The 22,273-nt window shown below is 55.8% G+C and carries 17 protein-coding genes, 4 pseudogenes and 1 riboswitch; of the genes and pseudogenes, 15 read left to right on the top strand and 6 right to left on the bottom strand.

Annotated features, from left to right (window positions below):
* Window positions 1–22: 22 nt before the first annotated feature.
* From DXB00_RS00285 to DXB00_RS00245, 10 genes and pseudogenes are all read left to right on the top strand, one after another.
* Complete coding sequence (locus DXB00_RS00285; RefSeq protein WP_117751040.1) at window positions 23–697, top strand: hypothetical protein; 675 nt, start codon at window positions 23–25, stop codon at window positions 695–697.
* 5 nt (window positions 698–702) lie between these two features.
* Window positions 703–1,089, top strand: coding sequence for a hypothetical protein (locus DXB00_RS00280; RefSeq protein WP_117751041.1), 387 nt, complete (start codon window positions 703–705; stop codon window positions 1,087–1,089).
* Window positions 1,090–1,112: 23 nt separating this feature from the next.
* The gene (thiI, locus tag DXB00_RS00275) at window positions 1,113–2,288 is read left to right on the top strand and encodes a tRNA uracil 4-sulfurtransferase ThiI (protein WP_119214341.1); all 1,176 of its coding nucleotides are present in this window, start codon (window positions 1,113–1,115) and stop codon (window positions 2,286–2,288) included.
* A gap of 128 nt (window positions 2,289–2,416) precedes the next feature.
* Window positions 2,417–3,646 carry a competence/damage-inducible protein A gene (locus tag DXB00_RS00270; protein WP_118728833.1) on the top strand — a complete coding sequence of 410 codons (1,230 nt, stop codon included), beginning with the start codon at window positions 2,417–2,419 and terminating at the stop codon, window positions 3,644–3,646.
* Between the two features lie 243 nt (window positions 3,647–3,889).
* Entirely contained in the window at window positions 3,890–6,109 is a 2,220-nt protein-coding gene (gene glgB / locus DXB00_RS00265; protein WP_119214340.1) for a 1,4-alpha-glucan branching protein GlgB, read from the top strand.
* A 96-nt stretch (window positions 6,110–6,205) separates the two neighbouring features.
* Window positions 6,206–7,413, top strand: a pseudogene (locus tag DXB00_RS00260) (glucose-1-phosphate adenylyltransferase).
* A gap of 15 nt (window positions 7,414–7,428) precedes the next feature.
* Window positions 7,429–8,256 (top strand): sugar phosphate nucleotidyltransferase, encoded by an 828-nt coding sequence (locus DXB00_RS00255; RefSeq protein WP_119214339.1) that lies wholly within the window; start codon window positions 7,429–7,431, stop codon window positions 8,254–8,256.
* 58 nt (window positions 8,257–8,314) lie between these two features.
* Window positions 8,315–8,554: pseudogene (locus DXB00_RS16235) on the top strand (glucose-1-phosphate adenylyltransferase subunit GlgD); the annotation flags it as partial.
* Between the two features lie 192 nt (window positions 8,555–8,746).
* A pseudogene (gene glgA, locus DXB00_RS00250) lies at window positions 8,747–10,182 on the top strand (glycogen synthase GlgA).
* Between the two features lie 294 nt (window positions 10,183–10,476).
* Complete coding sequence (locus DXB00_RS00245; RefSeq protein WP_118728829.1) at window positions 10,477–12,924, top strand: glycogen/starch/alpha-glucan phosphorylase; 2,448 nt, start codon at window positions 10,477–10,479, stop codon at window positions 12,922–12,924.
* A gap of 228 nt (window positions 12,925–13,152) precedes the next feature.
* Here the strand turns inward: DXB00_RS00245 and spoIID are convergent, their stop codons facing one another.
* Window positions 13,153–14,112 carry a stage II sporulation protein D gene (spoIID, locus tag DXB00_RS00240; RefSeq protein ID WP_118728828.1) on the bottom strand — a complete coding sequence of 320 codons (960 nt, stop codon included), beginning with the start codon at window positions 14,110–14,112 and terminating at the stop codon, window positions 13,153–13,155.
* 156 nt (window positions 14,113–14,268) lie between these two features.
* Here spoIID and DXB00_RS00235 point away from each other — a divergent pair, with 156 nt between their 5' ends.
* Entirely contained in the window at window positions 14,269–14,511 is a 243-nt protein-coding gene (locus DXB00_RS00235) for a hypothetical protein (protein ID WP_116704711.1), read from the top strand.
* Window positions 14,489–14,806 (top strand): RNA polymerase sigma factor, encoded by a 318-nt coding sequence (locus DXB00_RS00230; protein WP_118728827.1) that lies wholly within the window; start codon window positions 14,489–14,491, stop codon window positions 14,804–14,806. Before DXB00_RS00235 ends, DXB00_RS00230 begins: the two co-directional genes overlap by 23 nt.
* Window positions 14,807–15,413: 607 nt before the next feature.
* Here DXB00_RS00230 and thiC read toward each other — a convergent pair.
* From thiC to DXB00_RS00215, 3 genes and pseudogenes are all read right to left on the bottom strand, one after another.
* Window positions 15,414–16,736, bottom strand: coding sequence for a phosphomethylpyrimidine synthase ThiC (gene thiC, locus DXB00_RS00225; protein ID WP_118728826.1), 1,323 nt, complete (start codon window positions 16,734–16,736; stop codon window positions 15,414–15,416).
* A gap of 495 nt (window positions 16,737–17,231) precedes the next feature.
* Window positions 17,232–18,400: pseudogene (thiH, locus tag DXB00_RS00220) on the bottom strand (2-iminoacetate synthase ThiH).
* 43 nt (window positions 18,401–18,443) lie between these two features.
* Window positions 18,444–19,208: a thiazole synthase gene (locus DXB00_RS00215; protein WP_116704713.1), complete on the bottom strand. Its 765-nt coding sequence runs from the start codon at window positions 19,206–19,208 to the stop codon at window positions 18,444–18,446.
* Window positions 19,209–19,287: 79 nt separating this feature from the next.
* On the opposite strand from DXB00_RS00215, the gene mscL reads away from it, so the two are divergent.
* Complete coding sequence (gene mscL, locus DXB00_RS00210) at window positions 19,288–19,701, top strand: large conductance mechanosensitive channel protein MscL (protein WP_118728824.1); 414 nt, start codon at window positions 19,288–19,290, stop codon at window positions 19,699–19,701.
* A 47-nt stretch (window positions 19,702–19,748) separates the two neighbouring features.
* Here mscL and thiF read toward each other — a convergent pair whose 3' ends face one another.
* Entirely contained in the window at window positions 19,749–20,384 is a 636-nt protein-coding gene (gene thiF, locus DXB00_RS00205) for a sulfur carrier protein ThiS adenylyltransferase ThiF (protein ID WP_117751049.1), read from the bottom strand.
* Window positions 20,385–20,590: 206 nt separating this feature from the next.
* Window positions 20,591–20,785, bottom strand: a complete 195-nt coding sequence (gene thiS, locus DXB00_RS00200; protein WP_199677238.1) for a sulfur carrier protein ThiS — start codon at window positions 20,783–20,785, stop codon at window positions 20,591–20,593.
* A 72-nt stretch (window positions 20,786–20,857) separates the two neighbouring features.
* Window positions 20,858–20,960, bottom strand: a riboswitch (TPP riboswitch).
* Between the two features lie 98 nt (window positions 20,961–21,058).
* Here thiS and DXB00_RS16820 point away from each other — a divergent pair.
* Together DXB00_RS16820 and DXB00_RS16815 are read left to right on the top strand one after the other, a co-directional pair.
* Window positions 21,059–21,640, top strand: a complete 582-nt coding sequence (locus DXB00_RS16820; protein WP_243107109.1) for a DNA polymerase Y family protein — start codon at window positions 21,059–21,061, stop codon at window positions 21,638–21,640.
* Window positions 21,589–22,263 carry a DNA polymerase Y family protein gene (locus tag DXB00_RS16815; protein ID WP_243107108.1) on the top strand — a complete coding sequence of 225 codons (675 nt, stop codon included), beginning with the start codon at window positions 21,589–21,591 and terminating at the stop codon, window positions 22,261–22,263. The genes DXB00_RS16820 and DXB00_RS16815 overlap by 52 nt, the downstream gene beginning before the upstream one ends.
* The last annotated feature ends 10 nt before the right edge of the window (window positions 22,264–22,273 follow it).

The raw sequence follows: 22,273 nt of genomic DNA, 5'->3' as shown, positions 1-22,273 counted from the left end.
ATTATTGCGAGGAGGTAGGGTTATGAGCAAAAAACATATTATGAACGCCGGTATCTGCTGTATCTGCACGGCCGTGATTTTCGGTCTGCACTTCTTCGTGTACGGCCGGATGCTGCTGGACAATCCTGTGCTGGTTGGCGCTACCTGCGCTGTTTTTATTGCATCAGCCGCAGGGCGTACAGGCGAGGAACGAGAACCATGGTTTCCGCCTAATCATATCGTTACACGGCTTTGTCAGCTGATATTCTGCGGTATCCTCTGCACCATTCCGTACATACTGTTCACGGAACCGTATTCTCTCGACAACTGGATTTTCCTGCCGCTTTGGGCTACGTTGAGCATTATCGAGCTAAGATATCGAGAGCAAAATTCCACTGCTTATACGGTTACTATGGCAGTCGCTCTGTGTGTTACCGGCGCATTTCTGCTGATTACCCACCCGATTACCGCATCACAGGCGCAGAATATCGTTGAGCAGGCAGGCTACACAAACTGTGTTTACTACAAAGTCAATCCCAATAACAATACCGCGTATAAAGACGGTCGGGACAGCGAGGCTCTCTACTTTACTGCGCCCGAACCGGCTGACAAGTCCGACTGTTACGCCTTTTCCGCAAACAAGGATGGCGAAAAATACGGTGTTCTTGTTTCTTATTTTCGCGGAACCATTGACGAGGAACAAAAACAAGGAGTTTAATCTATATGGAATACAAAACCATCACCAAACCGGACGGCTCGGAGCACAAGCTCGCCGTATATGACGGCAAATGCCGCTTCTGGATGGAGGGCCTTTACGACAGCCTGCCGGACACTGCCGAAAAGCGTGCGGAGGAATGCAGTCTGCCGGTCAAAATTGACCGCCGGGAGGACGGCACGGTCAGCGTCGGCACGCAGTCGCTCGTACCGTGGGAGACCGATTACGGCAAACTGGAAATCATGGCGGACGTTTACTTAAACTATCTGGCACAGGTGTTCAACCTGCCGGATGATGATTACGTCAAGACCCGCTTGGAGTTCGGCTCGGACAGCGCCGACCGCGACAGCCTGATGACCGCTGAGGAGAAGGAAATCATCAGCGCAAACGAATAAATTTACCATCAAGGAGACAATAAATGAAAGAAGTATTACTGCTCAAGTGCGGTGAGATCGTCCTCAAGGGACTCAACCGCAAAACCTTTGAGGATCGTCTGCTGAAAAACCTCAAGCGCCGCATGGCGCACGTTGCAGACTGCGAGATCACTATGCGCCAGTCGGTCGTTTATGTGGAGATTCCGGACGATGCGGACGCAGATGCGGTTATGGAGTGCGCAAGCCGTGTGTTCGGCTTTGCGACCATCTCCCGTGCAGCGGTCTGCCCAGAAAAGACGCTCGAGAGTGTCATTGCGACCGCAAAGGACTATCTGACACCCAATTTTGCGGCGGCTAAGACCTTTAAGGTCGAGTCCAAGCGCGGCGACAAGAAATTCCCGATGACCTCCACTGAAATCAGCCAGCACGTCGGCGGCGAGCTTGCTGATCTGTTCCCGGATGTTCGTCCGGACATGCACCATCCCGACCTGACCGTGCACGTGGAGATGCGCGAGAAGTACGCCTTCGTTCACGCCGGTTCGGTTCCGGGTGCGGGCGGCATGCCGATCGGCTCGAACGGCCGTGCAGCGTTGCTGCTCTCCGGCGGCATCGACTCCCCTGTTGCCGGCTGGATGATGGCCAAGCGCGGTCTGGAGCTGTGCGGCATCCACTTTTTCAGCTATCCGTATACGTCCGAGCGCGCCAAGGAGAAGGTGCTTGAACTGGGCCGCAAGCTGACCGCATGGTGCGGCCGCATGAGCGTTATGGTCGTGCCGTTCACCCACATTCAGGAGGAAATCCGCGACAAGTGCCACGAGGAGCTGTTCACGCTCATCATGCGCCGCTTTATGATGCGCATTGCCGAGCGCGTAGCTGTTGAGTACGGCTGCGGTGCACTCATCACCGGTGAGTCGCTCGGTCAGGTTGCCAGCCAGACCATGCCCGCCATGGCCGTTACCGGCGCAGTGTGCGACCTGCCGGTGTTCCGTCCCTGCATCGGCATGGATAAGGAGGAAATTGTGACGATCGCCCGTAAGATCGACACCTTTGAGACCTCTATCCTGCCCTACGAGGACTGCTGCACCGTATTTACCCCAAAGCACCCGAATACCAAGCCGAAGATGCCGAAAATCCTCGAGGCGGAGAGCCACCTCGACGTTGAAGCACTCGTGGACGAGGCGGTTAAGGGTGTGGAGATTATCCACCTCCGTAATAATTAGGAATGAGTAATTGCGGTATCGCTTACGCGATAATCCATATCGGCCAGCGGCCGCACCATAATTACTAATTACTAACTACTAATTCCTAATTAAAATAGCAATTCCCTTGATTTAAGGAGGAACTTTCATTGAACGCAGAACTTATCGCAGTCGGCACGGAGATTCTGCTGGGCGACATCGTAAACACCGATGCACAGCTGATCTCGCAGGGTCTGTCCGAGCTGGGCATCAATGTATTCTACCAGACCGTTGTCGGTGACAATCCGGCGCGTCTCGAGCGCGTGGTCCGCGAGGCAAAGGACCGTGCTGACATCATCATCACCACCGGCGGCCTTGGCCCAACCCTTGACGATCTGACCAAGGAGACGCTGGCGACCGTTTTCGGCAAAAAGATGGTACTGCATCAGCCGTCCATGGACCGTCTGACCGACTTTTTCAAGACCATCGGCCGCGAAATGACCAAGAACAACGAAAAGCAGGCATGGCTGCCGGAGGGCTGCACCGTATTCACCAACCTGTGGGGCACAGCGCCCGGCTGTGCGTTTGAAGCCGACGGCAAGCACGTTCTCATGCTGCCCGGCCCTCCGCGCGAGTGCAACCCGATGTGGAAGGAATGTGCAATGCCGTATCTGTACAAGCTGGCAGGCGGCTGCATCGTATCCCGCAACATCCGCGTATTCGGCCTCGGCGAAAGCAACATGGAGAATATCCTGCACGACATGATGGAAAAAAGCGCAAACCCGACTATTGCGCCGTATGCCCGCACCTCGGAGTGCTTCGCGCGCGTTACCGCCAAGGCGGACACCCCAGCAGAATGCGAGAAGATGCTCGATCCGGTCGTTGACGAAATCCTGAAGCTGCTCGGCGACGACGTTTACGGCGTAGACGTTGACTCTCTCGAGCAGGTAGTCGGCGACGGCCTGTGCGAGCGCAAGCTGACCCTCGCGGTGGCCGAAAGCTGCACCGGCGGTCTGCTGTCCAAGCGTCTGACCGACATCCCGGGCGCATCCGATTACTACCTCGGCGGTGTGTGCTCGTACAGCAACAGCGTCAAGGAGAAGGTGCTCGGCGTGAAGAAGGAGACCCTCGACACGGTCGGCGCGGTATCTCCCGAAACCGCAGAGCAGATGGCTGTCGGCGTTGCAAATGCGCTTGGCTCGGACATCGGCGTCGGCATCACCGGCATTGCCGGCCCGGGCGGCGGCACCGAGGACAAGCCGACCGGTCTGGTCTATATCAGCGTTTGGTACGACGGCAAGTTCTTTACCCGCAAAATGCAGTCCTCGCTCGGCCGCGACCGTGTGCGCATGCAGGCCGCTTCTACGGCGCTCGATCTCATCCGCCGTCACATTTTCTGAACAAATTTATATCGAATTGTACGTTATTTTGTCATTTCCACTCAAATGATGTGGAAAGCAAACAAAATTTCTGTAAAGAAAGTCCAGTAATTGTGCTAAATTGCTGGACTTTTCTATTTATGTGATGTATACTATATCTAACTAAAGTGAGGGTATTCCGCCAAAATTCTGTCGAAGTACACAAACTGTTGGAAAATATTCGTATTTTCCTTCATTTGGCGGCTGTAAAGGGAGAGATGCTGTATGAAGAAAAAATCCGCAGCACCCGCCGCGGAAAAGCGAAGCGAGCTTTTCTATTCCGGCCGGGATTGTCGCGCGTTCGATTACATGGGAGCCCACCCTTTCGTGCAGGATGGTGAACAGGGTTATCTGTTCCGTGTTTATGCACCGGAGGCCGAAAAAGTTTCCGTCATGGGTGAGTTCAACGACTGGAATCGCGACGCCGATTATATGACGCGCGATGAACAGGGTATCTGGGAGAAATTTATTCCGAATATTCCGGAATATGCCGCATACAAGTATAGTGTATGGGCCAAGTCCGGCGATGTGTTTGACAAGTCCGACCCGTATGGCTTCCATTTTGAGACCCGTCCGGGCAACGCCACCAAGGCGTATGACCTCGACGGCTACGAATGGGGCGACGCCTCGTGGCTGGACTGGCGTAAAAAGCACCTGCCGTATTCCAATCCGGTCAACATCTACGAATGCCACCTCGGCTCGTGGAAGATGCACGAGGACGGCAACTTCTACTCCTACCGCCAGCTGGCGGACGAGCTTGTGCCGTATGTCAAGGAAATGGGCTACACCCACATCGAGTTTATGCCGCTGACCGAGTATCCGTTCGACGGCTCGTGGGGCTATCAGGTAATCGGCTACTTTGCCGCCACCAGCCGCTACGGCACGCCGAAGGATCTGATGTACCTGATCGACAAGGCGCATCAGGCCGGTCTGGGCATTATCATGGACTGGGTTCCGGCGCACTTCCCGAAGGACGGCTGCGGACTGGTCGAGTTTGACGGCTCGCACCTGTACGAATACGCCGATCCGCTCAAGATGGAGCACAAGGAATGGGGCACGCGCGTATTCGACTACGGCAAGGTCTCCACGAGAAACCTGCTGTTCTCCTCCGCGATGTTCTGGATCGAGAAATTCCACATGGACGGCCTGCGTGTGGACGCGGTCGCTTCCATGCTGTATCTGGACTACAACCGGCAGGGCGAATGGCGGCCGAACGTCCACGGCGGCCGTGAGAACCTCGAGGCCGTTGACTTCCTGCGGCTGCTCAACGAGTACATCCTGACCGATCATCCGGACGTTATGATGATCGCCGAGGAGTCCACCGCATGGCCGATGGTGACCAAGCCGGGTTACGACGGCGGTCTGGGCTTCAACTTCAAGTGGAACATGGGCTGGATGAACGACATGCTGTGCTACTGCTCGGCGGACCCGTTCTTCCGCAAGGACATGCACGACAAGATCACCTTCTCGTTCATGTACGCCTTTTCCGAAAACTACATCCTGCCGCTCTCGCACGATGAGGTCGTGCACGGCAAGTGCTCGCTCATCAGCAAGATGCCGCCTCCGTATGAAAATCAGTTCGGCGGTCTGCGCGCGCTGTACGGCTACATGGCCGCACACCCGGGCAAGAAGATGCTGTTCATGGGCGGCGAGTTTGCACAATTCTCCGAATGGGCGTACCAGCGCGGACTGGACTGGATGCTGCTGGATTATCCGGCGCACCGCCAGATGCAGGCGTACGTCAAGGCGCTCAATCACTTCTACCTTGCTACTCCGCAGCTGTGGGAGCAGGATACCGACTGGCGCGGCTTTGAGTGGATCAGCCATGAGGACAACCGCAACAACATCATCGCCTTCCGCCGTGTGGCGAAGGACGGCTCGGATATCGTGGTCGTTGTCAACTTCTCTCCGGAGGAGCAGCAGGAATACCGCGTCGGCGTTCCGATCACCGGCACTTATGAAGAGATATTCACCTCGGACAAGACCGAGTTCGGCGGCAGCGGCATGGCAAACGGCAAGCTCAAGACCGAAAACAAGCCCATGCACGGTCAGGAACAGTCCATTGTTCTGAAGATTCCGCGCTTCGGCGTGCTGTTCTTCAAGGGCAAGGCAAGAGCCAAGCGCCGCACCAAGGCAGAGATCGAGGCCGCAAAAGCCGCGGCTGCCAAGAAACCGGTAAAGCGCACCCGCTCGACCAAAGCAGTTGCGAAATCCGGAACCAAGGCCGTTGCCCGCACAACCGAGAAGGCCGTAGCCAAGACCGGCTCCAAATCCGTTGCAAAGACCACCGAAAAGGCGGTGGCACGCACCAGAACCAAGGCAGTTGCGAAAACCACCGAAAAGGCGGTGGCACGCACCGGAACCAAGGCAGTTGCGAAAACCACCGAAAAAGCGGTTTCCGTACCGACAGACAAGGCAGTAACCGCAACCGGCGGTTCTAAATAAGCAAGCGCAAGTTTGCTGCAAAAGAGATACACAGAGGGGATACGCCAGACGGCGTATAGATCGCAGCGATGCAAACTGTGAAAAAGGAGAATTTACATGTATCGGAAAAAAGAATGCGTAGCCATGCTGCTCGCAGGCGGCCGCGGCAGCCGTTTGTATGTGCTGACCAAAAAGGTCGCTAAGCCTGCCGTACCGTTCGGCGGTAAGTACCGTATTATCGACTTCCCGCTTTCCAATTGCGTCAACTCCGGCATTGATACTGTCGGCGTGCTGACCCAGTACGAGCCGCATGTGCTCAACGCTTACATCGGTTCCGGCCAGACGTGGGACCTCGACCGCCTGCGCGGCGGCGTCTATGTTCTGCCGCCGTACGAGAGCAAAAAGACCGAGTGGTACAAGGGCACCGCAAACGCCATCTACCAGAACATTCAGTTCCTGGAGGATTACGATCCCGAGTACGTCCTCATTCTCTCGGGCGACCACATCTACAAGATGGACTACAACAAGATGCTCCAGCAGCACAAGGAGACCGGCGCTGACGCGACCATCGCGGTGCTGGACGTTCCGCTTTCCGAGGCTTCCCGTTTCGGCATCATGAACTGCAAGCCGGACGGCACCATCTACGAATTTGAGGAGAAGCCGAAGGAGCCGAAGTCCACGCTGGCTTCCATGGGCATCTACATTTTCACCTGGAAAAAGCTGAAGGAATACCTCATCAATGACGAGGCCAACGAGCAGTCCTCCAACGACTTCGGCAAGGATATTATTCCGGCGATGCTGAATAACGGTGAAAAGCTGGTTTCCTACCGCTTCAAGGGCTACTGGAAGGACGTAGGCACCATCGAGAGTCTGTGGGAAGCAAACATGGACCTGCTCTCTCCGAACTCCGGCCTGCAGCTTTCCGATGACAGCTGGAAAATCTACGGCCGCACCACCGGTTCGCCTCCGCATTTCACCTCCAAGCAGGCTAAGGTTACCCATACCCTGCTCTCCGAGGGCTGTGAGATCTACGGCGACGTTTCCGAGTCCGTCCTGTTCTCGGATGTTAAGATCGGCAAGGGTGCCAAGGTGGAATATTCCATCCTGATGCCGGGTGCCGTGGTTGAGGAAGGCGCGACCGTGCGCTACTCCATCGTAGCCGAAAAGGCCGTTATCGCCAAGGGCGCGGAAGTCGGCGGCAGCCGTCCGACAGCGACGTAGACAACTGGGGCGTTGCGGTAGTAGCCGAAGGCGTTCGCATCGGCAGCGGCGCAAAGCTGGCCGCTAAGGAAATGGCAGACGAGGATCTGCCGGACGTAAAGTAAGGGGGCGGCACAAACATGAACAGCGTTTTAGGCATGATCATTGCATTTGATACCGACAACGATCTTCGCGAGATCACCGAGCACCGCACGGTCGGTGCGGTACAGTGGGGCGGCCGGTATCGCATTATCGACTTTATGCTTTCCAATATGGTAAACAGCGGCATTTACCGCGTGGGCGTACTGATGAAGGACAAGTACCAGTCCCTGATCGACCACATCGGCAATGCCAAGGACTGGGATCTTTCCCGCAAGAACAGCGGCGTAACCATGCTGCCGCCGTACTCCTACTCCAAGAAGGCATCTCCGCTGGTAACCGGCGAGTACCGCGGCAAGATTGACGCACTGGCCGGTGCGGTTGACTTCCTGCAGAAGAACCGTGCAGACTATGTAGTTGTAGCGGACGGCGACATTGTTGCCAATGTACCGCTCGACGACGTGATCGACCGCCATATCAAGTCCGGCGCAGACCTGACCATGGTATGCACCAAGAAGCAGAAGAATTCCCCGTTCACCACCTATGTGGAGCTGAACCGCAAGAAGGAAGCCGTTGACATCCGCGTTGGAGACTGCAACGAGGGCAAGTGCAAGCATGCGGCACTCGGCATTTACGTCATGAGCCGCCAGTACCTTATCCACATGCTGTCCGACTGCGTAACCCATAACTGCATCCACTTCGAGCGCGAGTTCCTCACCCGTGCCCTGATGGACGGCACGGTAGCCGCTACCTGTTCAACGAGTACGCCGTCAAGATCGAGGACACCTTCGACTACTACCGCTCCAACATGGACATGCTCGACAAGGATGTCCGCAACGAGGTATTCAAGCGCACCCGTCCGATCCTGACCCGCATCAAGGACGAGGCTCCGACCTATTACGGCGATGAAGCGATGTAGAGGACTGCCTCATCGCCGACGGCTGCCGCATCGAGGGCAAGGTAAAAAACTCCGTCCTGTTCCGCGACGTTGTGATTGAAAAGGGCGCCGAGGTCAATAACTGCATCATCATGGAAGGCGGGCGCATTCTGACCGAGGCTTCGCTCCGTCATGTCATCACCGACCGCAATGTTATTATCCGTGATGGCCGCACGATGATGGGACACGAAAATTATCCGATCACCATCGCAAAAAACGCAACCGTTTGATCCTTTTCTGTTAAATCCGCATAAACTTCTGTTTAGAAGTTGCTATCACAGCAAAAACGCATTTTCCGCAGCGCAAATGTTCGTGAAATATTGCTATATTACATTCAGACAGAAACGAGTATAATAAAATTACAACGGGTGCGGAAACGGTCAGCGCTGTTTCCGCACTCTCTGTTGGGGAGGCTCGGCTTTATGAAAATCATGTATGTTACCAGCGAATGCGCTCCGTTCATCAAAACCGGCGGATTGGGCGATGTAGCAGGTTCGCTCCCGCAGGCACTCGCTGCCAAGGGACATGACGTGCGTGTATTCTGCCCGCTGTATTCTGCGATCGACCAGAGTATGCGCGAAAAGTTCTATTACATCAAAAACGCTTACGTCCGTCTGGGCTGGCGCAACCAGTACTGCGGTATCTTCCGCTATGAGGCAGACGGCGTTACCTATTATTTCATCGATAATGAGTATTACTTCGCACGCGGCCAGATCTACGGCGAGTACGACGACGCAGAGCGCTTCGCGTACTACTCCAAGGCGGTACTCGAGGTACTGCCCGATCTGGACTGGAAGCCGGATGTGATCAACTGCAACGACTGGCAGACTGCCCTCGTTCCGGTTTATTACAACCTGATGTTCGCTTCCCGTCCGTTCTACGAGAATATCAAGACCGTGTTCACCATCCACAACATCCAGTATCAGGCCGCTACGGCCGTGAGATTCTGGAGTATGTGCTCGGCATTGACGACGCACACTTCCGCTCCGGCTTTATGGCGATGGACGGTGACGTCAACCTGATGAAGGCTGCTATCGTGGCTTCCACGGCTATCACCACGGTTTCGCCGACCTACGCAAACGAAATTCAGACCGAATACTACGGCTACCGTCTGGATTCCGTGCTGCGCATGAACAGCTACAAGCTGCACGGCATCCTGAACGGCATCAACATGGATGCCTTCAATCCGGAGACCGACAGCAAGATCTTCAAGAAATACGGCCCGAACAATCCGCAGGATAAGCAGGTCAATAAGACCGAACTGCTCAAGCTCTGCGGCCTCGAGGGCGATGCAAACACGCCGGTTATCGGCATTGTCACTCGCTTTGTTGACCAGAAGGGACTCGACCTCATCGAAGCAGTCCTGCCGGATATTCTGGCAGATGATGTTCGCCTGATCGTGCTCGGCACCGGTGACTACCGCTATGAGCAGATGTTCATTGAGGCAAAGCGTCGCTGGCCGGATAAGGTTTCCGCGTCCATCATGTTCTCCGGCGATCTGGCAAACCGCATTTACGCAGGCGCCGATATGTTCCTGATGCCGTCCAAGTTTGAGCCGTGCGGCCTGGCACAGATGATCGCACTGCGCTACGGCACTATTCCGATCGTCCGCGAGACCGGCGGCCTCAAGGACACCGTTCACGCCTTTGTCGATTATGCCGGCACGGGCAACGGCTTCACCTTTGCAAGCTACAACGCGCACGACATGCTGCACGTTATCCGCGAGGCCTGCGGCGTATTCCGCTTTAACAAGCCTGCGTGGAGCAAGCTGATTATGCAGGGTATGCAGAGCGACTTCAGCTGGGGCAGCTCTGCCGATAAATATATCGAGGTTTACAAGACCGCGATGGGTCAGTAACCGACCTGTCAGCCCGACCCGTCACCCGATTTGAGGGAATACGGTGACGGTAACTGGTGATTCCGTAATTTTCATCCCATTGAAATCTACGGCACCCTTAGAGGTGCTGACGAGTGATACGGCAAGAGTGATTTGCGAGTAAAGTTTGTGATTTGGCTAGGCGCGGTTCCGCAGCAATACTTTGTGTATTGCAAGGGATCGCAACGACGCCAAAGCGCAAAATTTCCGCAAAGCACCGCAGACGTATCGCTCGGCAGTGCCTCCAAACAACTATGTGAGGAGATAAGAAAGACCATGCCAAAGACCCAGTACACAAAGACCGCTTTGAAAGAAGCCATTGCAGGTAAACTGCAAAGACATTTCGCCTGCGAGGTAGAGGACGCTACCAAGGATCAGGTATACGAGGCTTGTGCCCTCGTAGTGCGCGATGCACTGACAGAGCACATGATCGAAACCCAGAATGAGGTAGAGCGCGACGGAGAGCGTCAGGTGCATTATCTGTGCATGGAATTTCTTGTCGGCCGCAGCCTGCGCAACAACGCCTACAACCTCGGTATGCTGGACGCTCTGACCGCAGCCCTGAAGGACATGGGCTTCGAGATGGCGGACATCTTCGAGGAGGAAGCGGATCCCGGTCTGGGCAACGGCGGCCTCGGCCGTCTGGCTGCCTGCTACATGGACGGCATGGCGACCGACGGCGTACGCGGCACCGGCTACTCCATCCGCTACGAGCACGGCATTTTCAAGCAGAAGATCGTAGAAGGCCAGCAGGTCGAGCTGCCGGATTCCTGGCTGTCTACCGGCGAGGTTTGGCAGATTCCGGCAATGGATGAGACCCGCGAGGTCAAGATCGGCGGCACGGTTGACACCTACTTCGATGATAACGGCAAGCTGATCGTCAACTACCACGATTACACGCCGGTTCTGGCAGTTCCGTATGATATGCCGATTTCCGGCTACGGCACCAACAACATCGCGCGTCTGCGCCTGTGGAAGGCACAGAGCCCGATCGCACTGGACATGAAGCTGTTCTCCTCCGGTGAGTATCTGAAAGCACTGGAAAAGCACGCACTGGCAGAGACCATCTCCATGGTCCTCTATCCGGAGGATAACCACCGCGAGGGTCAGTCCCTGCGTCTCAAGCAGCAGTACTTCCTGGTTTCCGCAACCCTGCAGGACATCTGTGCAAAGCACAAGGCCAAGTACGGCACGCTCGAAAACTTCGCGCACAAGCACGTCCTGCACATCAACGATACCCATCCGACCCTGGTTATTCCGGAGCTGATGCGCATCCTGATGGACGAAAACGACATGAGCTGGGAGCAGGCCTGGAACATCACCAGCCAGTCTGTTGCTTACACCAACCACACCGTTATGCCTGAGGCCCTCGAGTGCTGGCCGGTATCGCTCGTTCAGGAGCTGATGCCGCGTGTTATGCAGATCATCTACGAAATCAACGAGCGCTTCTGCAAGGAGCTGTGGAACTACTTCCCGAACGACTTCCAGAAGATCTCCAAGCTGGCTATCGTTGCCGACGATACCGTCCGCATGGCGCATCTGGCTATCGCAGGCTCGTTCTCCATCAACGGCGTATCCGCGCTGCATTCCGAGATCCTCAAGGAGCGCGTATTCACTGATTTCTACAAGATCTACTCCTCCAAGTTCTGCAACGTCACCAACGGCATTGCACACCGCCGCTGGCTGTGTGAGGCCAACCCGGAGCTGGCTGAGCTGATCGAGAGCAAGATCGGCACCGGCTACCGCACCCATCCGTCCGAGCTGCAGGTTCTGAACAACTATGCGGATGACAAGGAGCTGCTCGACAAGCTGGGCGAGATCAAGCGCCACAACAAGCAGCGTCTGGCGGACTATATCAAGGAGCACAACGGCATCGAAGTCAACATGGACTCCATCTTCGACGTACAGGTTAAACGTCTGCACGAGTACAAGCGCCAGATGCTGAACATTCTGCACATTATCAGCCTGTACCACAAGCTGAAGGACAATCCGGATATGGATTTCGTTCCGCGCACCTTCATCTTCGGCTCCAAGGCCGCACCGGGCTACGCAGTTGCGAAAAAGACCATCCAGCTGATCAACTCCATCTCCAAGATGATCGACAACGATCCGGCAGTACGCGACAAGCTGAAGGTCGTATTCCTCGAGGACTACAAGGTATCTCTGGCTGAGATTATCATGCCGGCCGCCGAGGTTTCCGAGCAGATCTCCATCGCCGGCAAGGAAGCATCCGGTACCGGCAACATGAAGTTCATGATGAACGGTGCTCTGACCATCGGCACGATGGACGGCGCAAACGTTGAGATCTGCGAGGCAGTCGGCAAGGAGAACATCTTCATCTTCGGTATGGAAACGCCCGAGGCTGAGGCACTGGCCGCTTCCGGCAGCTATGAGCCGATGGTCATCTACCAGAACGATCCGGTCATCCGCCGCGTACTCGATCAGATGATCCATGGCTTCGGTGACGGCGTGGACTACACCGATATTGCCAACCTGCTGCTGCACGGCGGCAACGGCGGCCCTGCTGACCGCTATATGAGCCTCAAGGACTTCGCATCCTACGCAGCCGCTCAGGAGCGCGTAAGCGAGGTTTACCGCGATCAGGATCAGTGGAACCGCATGGCGCTGATCAACATTGCAAACTCCGGCCGCTTCGCAGCGGACCGCTCGATTGCTGAGTATGCACAGAATATCTGGAGAGTTAAGACCAACTTCGCCTTCTAAGCTTCGCCTTCGATAGAAAGGACGTAACCGTCCTTTCTATCGAGAAACGCCCTTGCCAGGCAAGCCTGTAAGGTCTATTGCAGAGAAATCCCCCGAAAACTTCCCGGTTTTCGGGGGATTTCTCTGTCTGTTAAAAAAGTCAGGCACATGTCCTGACTTTTTTTGTCGCGCTACGCGCTCCATTTTATATGCGAACATAGTTCGCAATCTTCCCATTTTCCATTCTCTTCACTCTCCACTCTCCAATCTCAACTCTGTATTCGGGTAGTAATGCGCAAGTATCTCGGTATAATCATATCCCTGCTCCGCCATATATTTCGCACCGTACTGCGACAGACCAACACCGTGTCCGTATCCAATGGTGTGAAACGTAATACTGTCCTCGGTGGTTGTGATGGTGAAATTCGTGGACTGCAGGCCAAACAGCGCCCGCACTGCGGTTCCCTCGACGGTCACGCCGCCGAGCTTCACGGTTTTCACACCGCCAGCCGCCGAGCGCACCGAGGACGCAAACCAGCGGTCGGGCGTACCGCTCACATCCGCTTTTGGCAGAGTCTGCGCGACCTTTTCGCGGAACGCATCCGCCGTTAGCGTCACCTCGCTCTCGTATCCGGCGTACTGCGTGCCGCCCGGACTGACCACGCTTTGCAGATACGGAATATCCTCGCCCCAGACATCGGCGGCAGACTCGGTCTTCGGACCGCTGACGCAGTGGAACACAGCCGCAATCGGTGCACCGTCGCAGGTCAGGATCTGCCCTGCCGTGTCCTTGACGGCCTTGCGTATCCGCGAATAGCCGGTGCTGAACGTCTTGACCGCGTCCGGCTGATATGCCGCACAATGGCTGTAATCGTCGCAGACATCCGCATCCGGATGCTCTGCCGGCCGTCCTCTCGACTGCTTATACACCGCGTACGTTCGCGCTGCGACCGCCTGTGCGCGGATGGCTTCAACCGGAAAATCGTCCGCAATCTCTGCCGCCGTCACGCCTTCCACATAGGTCTCCAGCGGCATTTCCTGCGCCTTGCCGTTCACCAGAACCGTGATGGTTAAGCCGTCTGTTGCTGCCGCTGTGACGCTTTCTGAGGGTGTCTGCGGCTCTGTCTTGTCCGTTTCCGATGGGTAAAATACCGGCAGCAAATACAGCACCAGCACCAGTCCGACACCGGTCAGCAGCAGTCTGTGCATGGTATCCCCTCCTTCCCTCTCTACCACAGTGTATGATGCAGATTCGAGGAATATAACACAAAATATAGTTTTTCATTGACAACTCATACTTTATGTTGTATTATAAGGGACATAAGGAATCGAACATTTGTTCGTATATCGTAAGGAGGGGCCGCCATGAAATTATGTGAGATGGCGCAGGAATACCGTGTAAATGTTGCTCTGCTGGAGCTGCGTATCAAGCAGCTTCAGGCGGCGCAGAAGCGTGCTCGTCAGCCGGAGGTGCGCTACCGGCTCAAGCAGCGCGCGAAATTCCTGCAGACGCTGATCAACGAAAGCCGCCAGACCGTATTCCTGATGGAGCACTACCACGACCACAGCGAAGAAGGTGACGCGCATGCGGACTGTCGCGCTGTCTGAGCACACAGCGACACGGCTGGCCTACCGGCAGTATCTCGGTCTGCTCGCGGAGGACGACCGCGGCTTCCGGCAGGCATTCCGCACGGCCTTCTTCCGGGCCATGCGCGAGCAGCTGACACCGCGGCAGTACGAGGTGCTGTGGATGATCGAGGTGGAGGGATTATCCTGCAAACAGTGCGCTGAACGGCTTAGGATCAGTCCATCGGCGGTATCGCGGCACTGTTCCCGCGGCAAAAAGCGGCTGCGGACGCTGCTTGCGTACAATCTGGAGCTGAGACACCAGTATTTTTCTTAGCTGCAAGCGAAAACCGGCACATACAGAGGTTTCTCTCCTTATGTGCCGGTTTTGTTTGTGGAATTTTGTCGTGCATTGACGAGTGTTGCGCAGGTGCCGTCCAGACGGCTGAGTGGTCCAAAAGGATAGACACCAAGGTTTGCCCGTAGGCTGCTATACCTTATTCCCGCGCAGTGCGCGGGTTAAATGAGTGCTATCCTCTTGGAACTCCAGTTTCCTTTTATTTCTTAGTCTGGCGCAGACCAGAGAGCGGCGACCGCTCCGAAAAGGGGTACGGCAGTCGGGTTACCGTTGCGTTTATTTCGTAAAATATTCGCAGTTCACAGACAGCGTACTGCTACACATACGGTTTACTCTCCGCAGGCGCGACAGAAGATGAATTGCCCGAAGGGCCAGAGAAGGTGCCCCGGGGTATGACCTCAGCGCACCGTTTCTAACGATTTGCAAACGTTTAACCGTAGGGGCGGCCATTGGCCGCCCACGCAGCACTCCGCCATCGCATTCATTTTCCATTCTCCATTTTCAATTCTCCATTCTGCACACGCCCAATTCAAACAAACAGCAAAAAAAGAGCGGTCTCCCGACCGCTCTTTTGTATTCCGAAGCATCAGCATGCGCCCTTTTCCGAGCAGAGTTTGACTTCTTTACCCTCAAGGATCATATTTGTGGTGCGCACGGCGCACATTTTACCGCACATCGAGCAGGTATGACGCTCGGTCGGCGGAACCTGATTATAGAACCGCTCTGCCTTTTCCGGGTCGAGTGCCAGCGCGAACTGCGCGGGCCAGTCCAGCTTATGACGCGCGTCCGCCATTGCGTTATCGCGGTCACGCGCACCGGGCAAACCGAGTGCGATATCGGCGGCATGGGCCGCGATCTTGCTGGCGACGATGCCCTCGCGCACGTCATTTTCATCCGGCAGGCGCAGGTGCTCCGCCGGTGTAACGTAGCACAGAAAGTTCGCGCCGGCCTGTGCGGCGATAGCGCCGCCGATGGCCGAGGTGATATGGTCGTAACCCGGTGCAATGTCGGTAACGAGCGGCCCGAGGACATAGAAAGGCGCTCCATGGCAAAGGCGCTTTTCCATCTGCATATTGGCCGCAATCTCGTTCATCGCCATATGGCCGGGGCCCTCGATCATAACCTGTACATCCTTCGCCCACGCACGCTGTGCAAGGTTGCCCAGCTCGATCAGCTCACTGATCTGCCCTGCATCGGACGCATCATCAATGCAGCCCGGGCGCAGTGCGTCGCCCAGCGAAATGGTAACGTCGTAGCGGCGCAGAATGTCCAGCACCTCGTCGTAATACTCGAAGAACGGATTCTCATTGCCGGTCATCTTCATCCACGCGAACAGCAGCGAGCCGCCGCGGGAGACGATATTCATTTTGCGGCCCTCACGCATAAAGGCTTCGACCGCACGGCGATTGATACCCGCATGAATGGTCATGAAGTCCACACCCTCCTTGGCGTGCGCCTCAACAACCTTGAGGAAATCCTGTGCGGTGATCTCGAGCAGATCCTTTTCCAGATACCCGATCGCGTCGTACATCGGCACGGTGCCGATCATCGCCGGCGACATGTCGATCAGCTGCTTGCGGAAGGTGTTGGTCTTGCCGTAGTTGGATAGATCCATGATGGACTCCGCGCCCATGTCAACGGCCATGCGCACCTTGCGCAACTCCATCTCGTAGTCCTTGCAGTCACCCGAAATGCCGAGATTGACATTGATCTTTACGCGGGTGCCGTCGCCGACCGCTTCTGCGGACAGGCTTTTGTGATTGATGTTCGCCGGAATCGCAATCGTACCCTTTGCGACTCGTTCCATGATGAACTCGACCGGACGGTTTTCCTTTTTGGCGACCGTTTCGATCTCCGGCGTGACGATACCGCGCTTTGCGGCATCCATCTGCGTTGCATAATTTCTCATGGCTTACTGATACTCCTTCTGAATTAGGCAATGCCGCATAATTAAGCAAGAGCGATTTACGAGTAAATTTTGCGTACTGATTAGGCGTGGTTTTGCAGCAATACGAGTGTATTGCAAAAAATCACAACAACATCAGGACGCAAAATTTCCGTAAAGCGCCGCAGCTTTAATTGTGCGGGATTGCCTTTTATATTGCTTCCGGAGTGCGGTTTTCATATAAATCTGCAGTGGCATGCGGTGCGCTCTGTCCTCAGCAGATTGCCGCACTTCGGCGGCTGACAAACCTTGTTCTAAGGGGGACTCCGTCCCCCTCGGCGCATCGCAATGCGCCGTTACAATACTTCAACAAAGTCCAGCTTTGCCGGACTTTGTTCCCTATACTTTGGGACGCGTGTCCCGAACCACCTTTGCCGTGCAAAGGTGAGGGGGTTATCCGAAAAAGTTTCTATGGAACTTTTTCGGTATCTAAGGGGACAGAGTCCCCCTTAGAAGTCGTTAAACGTACAGATAATCTGCCATTACAGGCTGCAGATTATGCTCTACGATTGCGTTATATACCTCATCGACCGAACGGCCGTCCGAAATCTCGAACTGCTCATCGCCCTTATCCTCGCCGGAGTGACCGCCGATACCGACGTCTACGCCTGCGGAAATCTTGGTGGCGGCGATGCCGATGATATTATCGCGGAAGCCTGCCCGCTCGCGGGTCGAGATAGTGATGGACGCGAACGGCATGAAGATGCGGTATGCACAAACGACCTGCAGCAGCTGCGGCTCGTGTACGTCCTCGGATTGATCTTATCGTTATTGATGATCGGGCGCAGGCGCGGACACGAGAACGCGATCTCTGCGTGCGGATACTTGCGCTGCAGCAGATATGCGTGCAGACCAGTCGCAAACGCATCCTTGCGGAAGTCGGACAGACCGAGCAGCGCCGCAAAGCCGACACCGCGCATGCCGCCCATCAGTGCACGCTCCTGCGCATTCAGGCGGTACGGGAAAATGCGCTTGTGACCGCCGAGGTGCAGGGTTTTGTACTTCTGGTCGTCATAGGTCTCCTGAAATACGGTAACGTAGTCCACACCGCACTCATGCAGATAAGCGTACTCATCCACGTTGAGCGGATAAATCTCGATGCCGATGACACGGAAATACTTGCGCGCCAGCTTAACGGCTTCACCGATGTAGGATACCGGCGACATGGCACGGCTCTCACCGGTCAGAATGAGGATTTCCTGCAGACCGGTCTCCGCGATGGCCTTCAGCTCCTGCTCGACCTCGTCCATATCCAGCTTGGCACGGCGAATCTTGTTGTGACAGTTGAAACCGCAGTAAATGCAGTAATTTTCGCAGTAATTGGCAATGTACAGCGGCGTGAACATCTGCACCGAGTTGCCGAAATGCTTGCGCGTTTCGGCCTGTGCGCGCTGTGCCATCTGTTCAAGGAACGGCAGCGCCGCGGGAGACAGCAGTGCGCCGAAGTCCTCCGGCGAGAGAACGTCCTTGCGAAGCGCACGCAGTACGTCAGCCGCCGTATAGGCATCCGCGTCATAGGCGTTCATGCGGGAAATGACCTCGTCCTGCACCTCGGAGCCGATGTTGTCCATGCCCGGCTGATACTCCATGTGATCGGTATCAGCAGTGATGTATTTCGCGGAAATCATTTCGTTTTTTTCGTTTTCCATGACAAATATCCCTCTTTCCGTCTTAATCCTGCAGGAAACCGGTCAGCGGAGAGGATGCCGACGCCGTCTCACGGACGCGGCCCAGACCGGCAAGGTACGCCGTGCGGCCTGCCTCAATCGCCTGCTTGAACGCCTCAGCCATCGCCGGAATATCGCCTGCGGTGGCAATCGCGGTGTTGGCCATGATAGCTGCCGCGCCCATCTCCATCGCCTCGCAAGCCTGCGACGGACGGCCGATGCCTGCGTCCACGATGATCGGCAGATCAATTTCATCAATCAAAATCTTGATGAACTCGCGGGTAGCGAGACCCTTGTTCGTGCCGATGGGAGCCGCCAGCGGCATGATGGAGGCCGCGCCCGCGTTGACCAGATCACGCGCAACGTTCAGATCGGGATACATATACGGCATGACAACAAAGCCTTCGTTTGCGAGAATCTCGGTCGCGCGAATGGTCTCCTGATTGTCCGGCAGCAGGTACTTGCTGTCGCGCATGATTTCGATCTTGACGAAATCGCCGCAGCCGCACGCACGCGACAGACGCGCAATGCGAACCGCCTCGTCGGCATTGCGGGCACCCGAGGTGTTCGGCAGCAGCGTTACGCCCTCCGGAATATAGTCGAGGATGTTAGCCGTGCCGCCCTCATTTGCGCGGCGCAGCGCCAGCGTGATGATCTGTGCGCCTGCGTTCTGCACGGCAGCGTTGATCAGGTCGAGCGAATACTTTCCGGAACCAAGGATAAAGCGGGACTGGAACTCGTGTCCGCCGATTACAAGTGTATCTTTCATGTGAAAAACTCCTTTTTTCTTGACCCATTTAAGGGAAACGTATAAACTGATAGTATAAATAAGAAAGGGGAACGTAAAAGTGAAAAAGTTTATCGAAGAATTCAAAGTCTTCGCGCTGCGCGGCAACGTGATGGACATGGCAATCGGTGTTATCATCGGCGGTGCGTTCACCAGCATCGTGACTTCACTGACCGATAACCTCATTAACCCGATTCTCGGCCTGTTCGGCGGCACCGATTTAAGCGGTTTCGTGCTGAACCTCGGCGGTGTGGAACTGCGCTACGGTGCATTCATCACCTCGATCATCAACTTTTTGATCATGGCGTTCGTGCTGTTCTGTCTGCTCAAAGCGGTCAATAAGCTGACTGCGCTCGGCAAAAAGCCGGAAGCACCCGCAGAGCCGACCACCAAGGTCTGCCCGTTCTGCTGCAGCGAGATTCCGATCAAGGCTGTCAAGTGTGCACACTGCGGTTCCGATCAGCCGAAAGAATAATGGAGAGCGGAGAATGAAAGCTGCGGCTTCTGTTCTCCATTTTCTATTTACGGCTCCGTTTCGCCAATGAGCAGGCGCAGCACCATCGTGCCTTCATGTGCCGAGCAGACCGCTACGCGCGGCGCCATCAGGCCGAGACCGTCGGCTACATCGCTTGTACCGTCGCCGCAGAGATACACATGGCCGAATCGTTTTTCGGTCTTGATCAGGTTCGCTGAGCCGTAGCCTGCCATGCCGCTGCCCGATACGACCGGCTTTTCCGGCAGTCTGGTAAGCAGATTCTCGAGCAGCATGGCCTTCTGGTCCGGCTTGTCGAACGCCTCTACGACCACATCACAGCCGGAGAACAGCCGCTCCACGTTGGACGGAACGACCCGCTCGGTGTAAGTCTCGTAGGTGAGATAGGGATTGATGGCCTCAAGCTGCTCGACAAGTGCGAGCGTTTTCGGGATGCCAAGGTCTTTCATCGTGTAATGCTGTCGGTTGAGGTTGGTGATGTCCACCACATCGAAATCCACGAGGATGAGATGACCGACACCCAGCCGCGCCAGAAAAATCGCAAGGTTGGAGCCAAGCCCGCCCAGACCCGCAATGCCGACACACGCCTTGTCCAGCTTAGCCTGAATATCCGCGCCGTGGCGTTCCACCAGTGCGTCATGCAGTTGTTCTTTGGTTAAAATCATGATTTTTCTCCTGTAATCACGCGCAGCGTGCATTTAATCGGGAAGAAATTGCATTGCAATTTTTTTGAAAACCGGGAGCTTGTATCTTTGTTTTCATACCAGTAAAAAATGTGTGTGCCGCTCGCAGCGCGCAAATTTCTTTGGGACATATCCGCGTTTTACGCAGTATGTCCCCTTCGCACCAACTGTGGTTGGTGCGAAGGGTATCAGCCGCCGCCCACGAAGCATACGACTTCCAGATGGTCTGCATCGGTCAGCTTCTCTTCCGCGAACTGCGCACGCGGAATGATGGTGCCGTTCTTCTCGACAGCCACACGCTGCGGGTCGTGACCCAGCTCCTTCAGCAGCGCCAGAACTGTGCCCTCTGCGGGAACGGCACGTTCTTTACCGTTTACTTTCATGCAAATATCCTCTTTTCCGCAAGAAAAAATGCTCCGGTCTCACCATGCGGTAAAACCGGAGCATTAAAATTTCAAGTGTATGCGACAGCTTCCCTACGATGGTGCTAACCAACAGGTTCAAAAGGTTAGGCTCTCGCCCTCTCAGCCGCTCATCACGGCACCCTTGCTTGCAAATACAGTATGCACCTCATTCTCCCACTTGTCAAGCACATTTTTTTCGGATATAATGCAGTTATACAATGCAAACATTCGTTCGGGAGGAGATGATGACCGATGGACCGAACCATTCTGCACTGCGACTGCAACTCGTTTTTCGCGAGTGTGGAAACGCTGCTCGACCCGTCGCTTGCCGACGGACCGACCGCCGTCTGCGGTGATCCGGAGAGCCGCCACGGCATCATTCTCGCCAAGAACGAGAAGGCCAAAGCCTTCGGCGTACAAACCGCCGAGACCATCTGGCAGGCGAAACGAAAATGCCCGGATTTACGGCTGGTAGCACCGCATCGGAGCGAATATGTGAAGTTTTCGCGCAAGTGCAACGAGCTGTACCTGCAGTACACCGATCTTGTCGATCCGTTCGGCATTGATGAATCCTTCCTCGATGTCACCGGCTCGATGCACCTGTTCGGCTCCGGTGAGCATATCGCGGACGAGCTGCGCCGCCGCATGCGCGAGGAGGTCGGACTGACCATCTCGGTCGGCGTATCGTTCAACCGCGCGTTCGCCAAACTCGGCAGCGATTACAAAAAGCCGGACGGCACGACGGTCTTTTCGCGCGAAATTTCAAGCAGCGCGTGTGGTCCTTGCCCGCGAACACGCTCCTGTATGTCGGCAAACGCGCCAGCGACCGGCTGAACCAACTGGGCGTACGCACGATCGGCGAGCTTGCCGCCTGCGATCCGGCGTTTATCCACAGCATTCTGGGCAAAAACGGCGATCTTCTGCTGCGTTACGCCAGAGGCGAGGACGATGAGCCTGTGCGCTCGTTTTACGCGGAACGAGAGGTCAAATCGGTCGGCAACAGCATGACGTTCGCGCACAATCTGCTCGGCGCGGACGAATGCCGCATGGGCATCACGGCGCTGTGCGACAATGTCGGCAGACGTTTGCGAAAGCGCGGCATGGTGTGCCAGACCGTGCAGCTCGGCATCCGCGACCCGGAATTTCACAACCGCTCGCGTCAAATAACGCTTGAGCGGCCGACCAATTCCACGCGTGCGCTCATCGACCTGTCCATGCAGCTGCTGCTCGGACACTGGCCGATGGACAAGCCGGTGCGCCTGCTGTCGGTCACGGCAGCCAATCTGCTGCCGGAAAATCAGTCGTGCGAGCAGCTTTCGCTGTTTGACGCCGCCGAGGATATCCAGAAGCGCGACCGTCAGCATAAGCTCGACCAGACGGTTGACGCGCTGCGGCAGAAATTCGGTGATAAATCAGTCATGTTCGCGCGTTCGGTGAAGAAAAAGGATAAAAAATGAGGACATATCT

Source organism: Butyricicoccus sp. OF10-2, from assembly GCF_003481925.1.
GTDB lineage: Bacteria > Bacillota > Clostridia > Oscillospirales > Butyricicoccaceae > Agathobaculum > Agathobaculum butyriciproducens.
The sequence above is the reverse complement of the archived record's forward strand: the minus strand, read 5'-3'. Positions and strand labels throughout refer to the sequence as shown.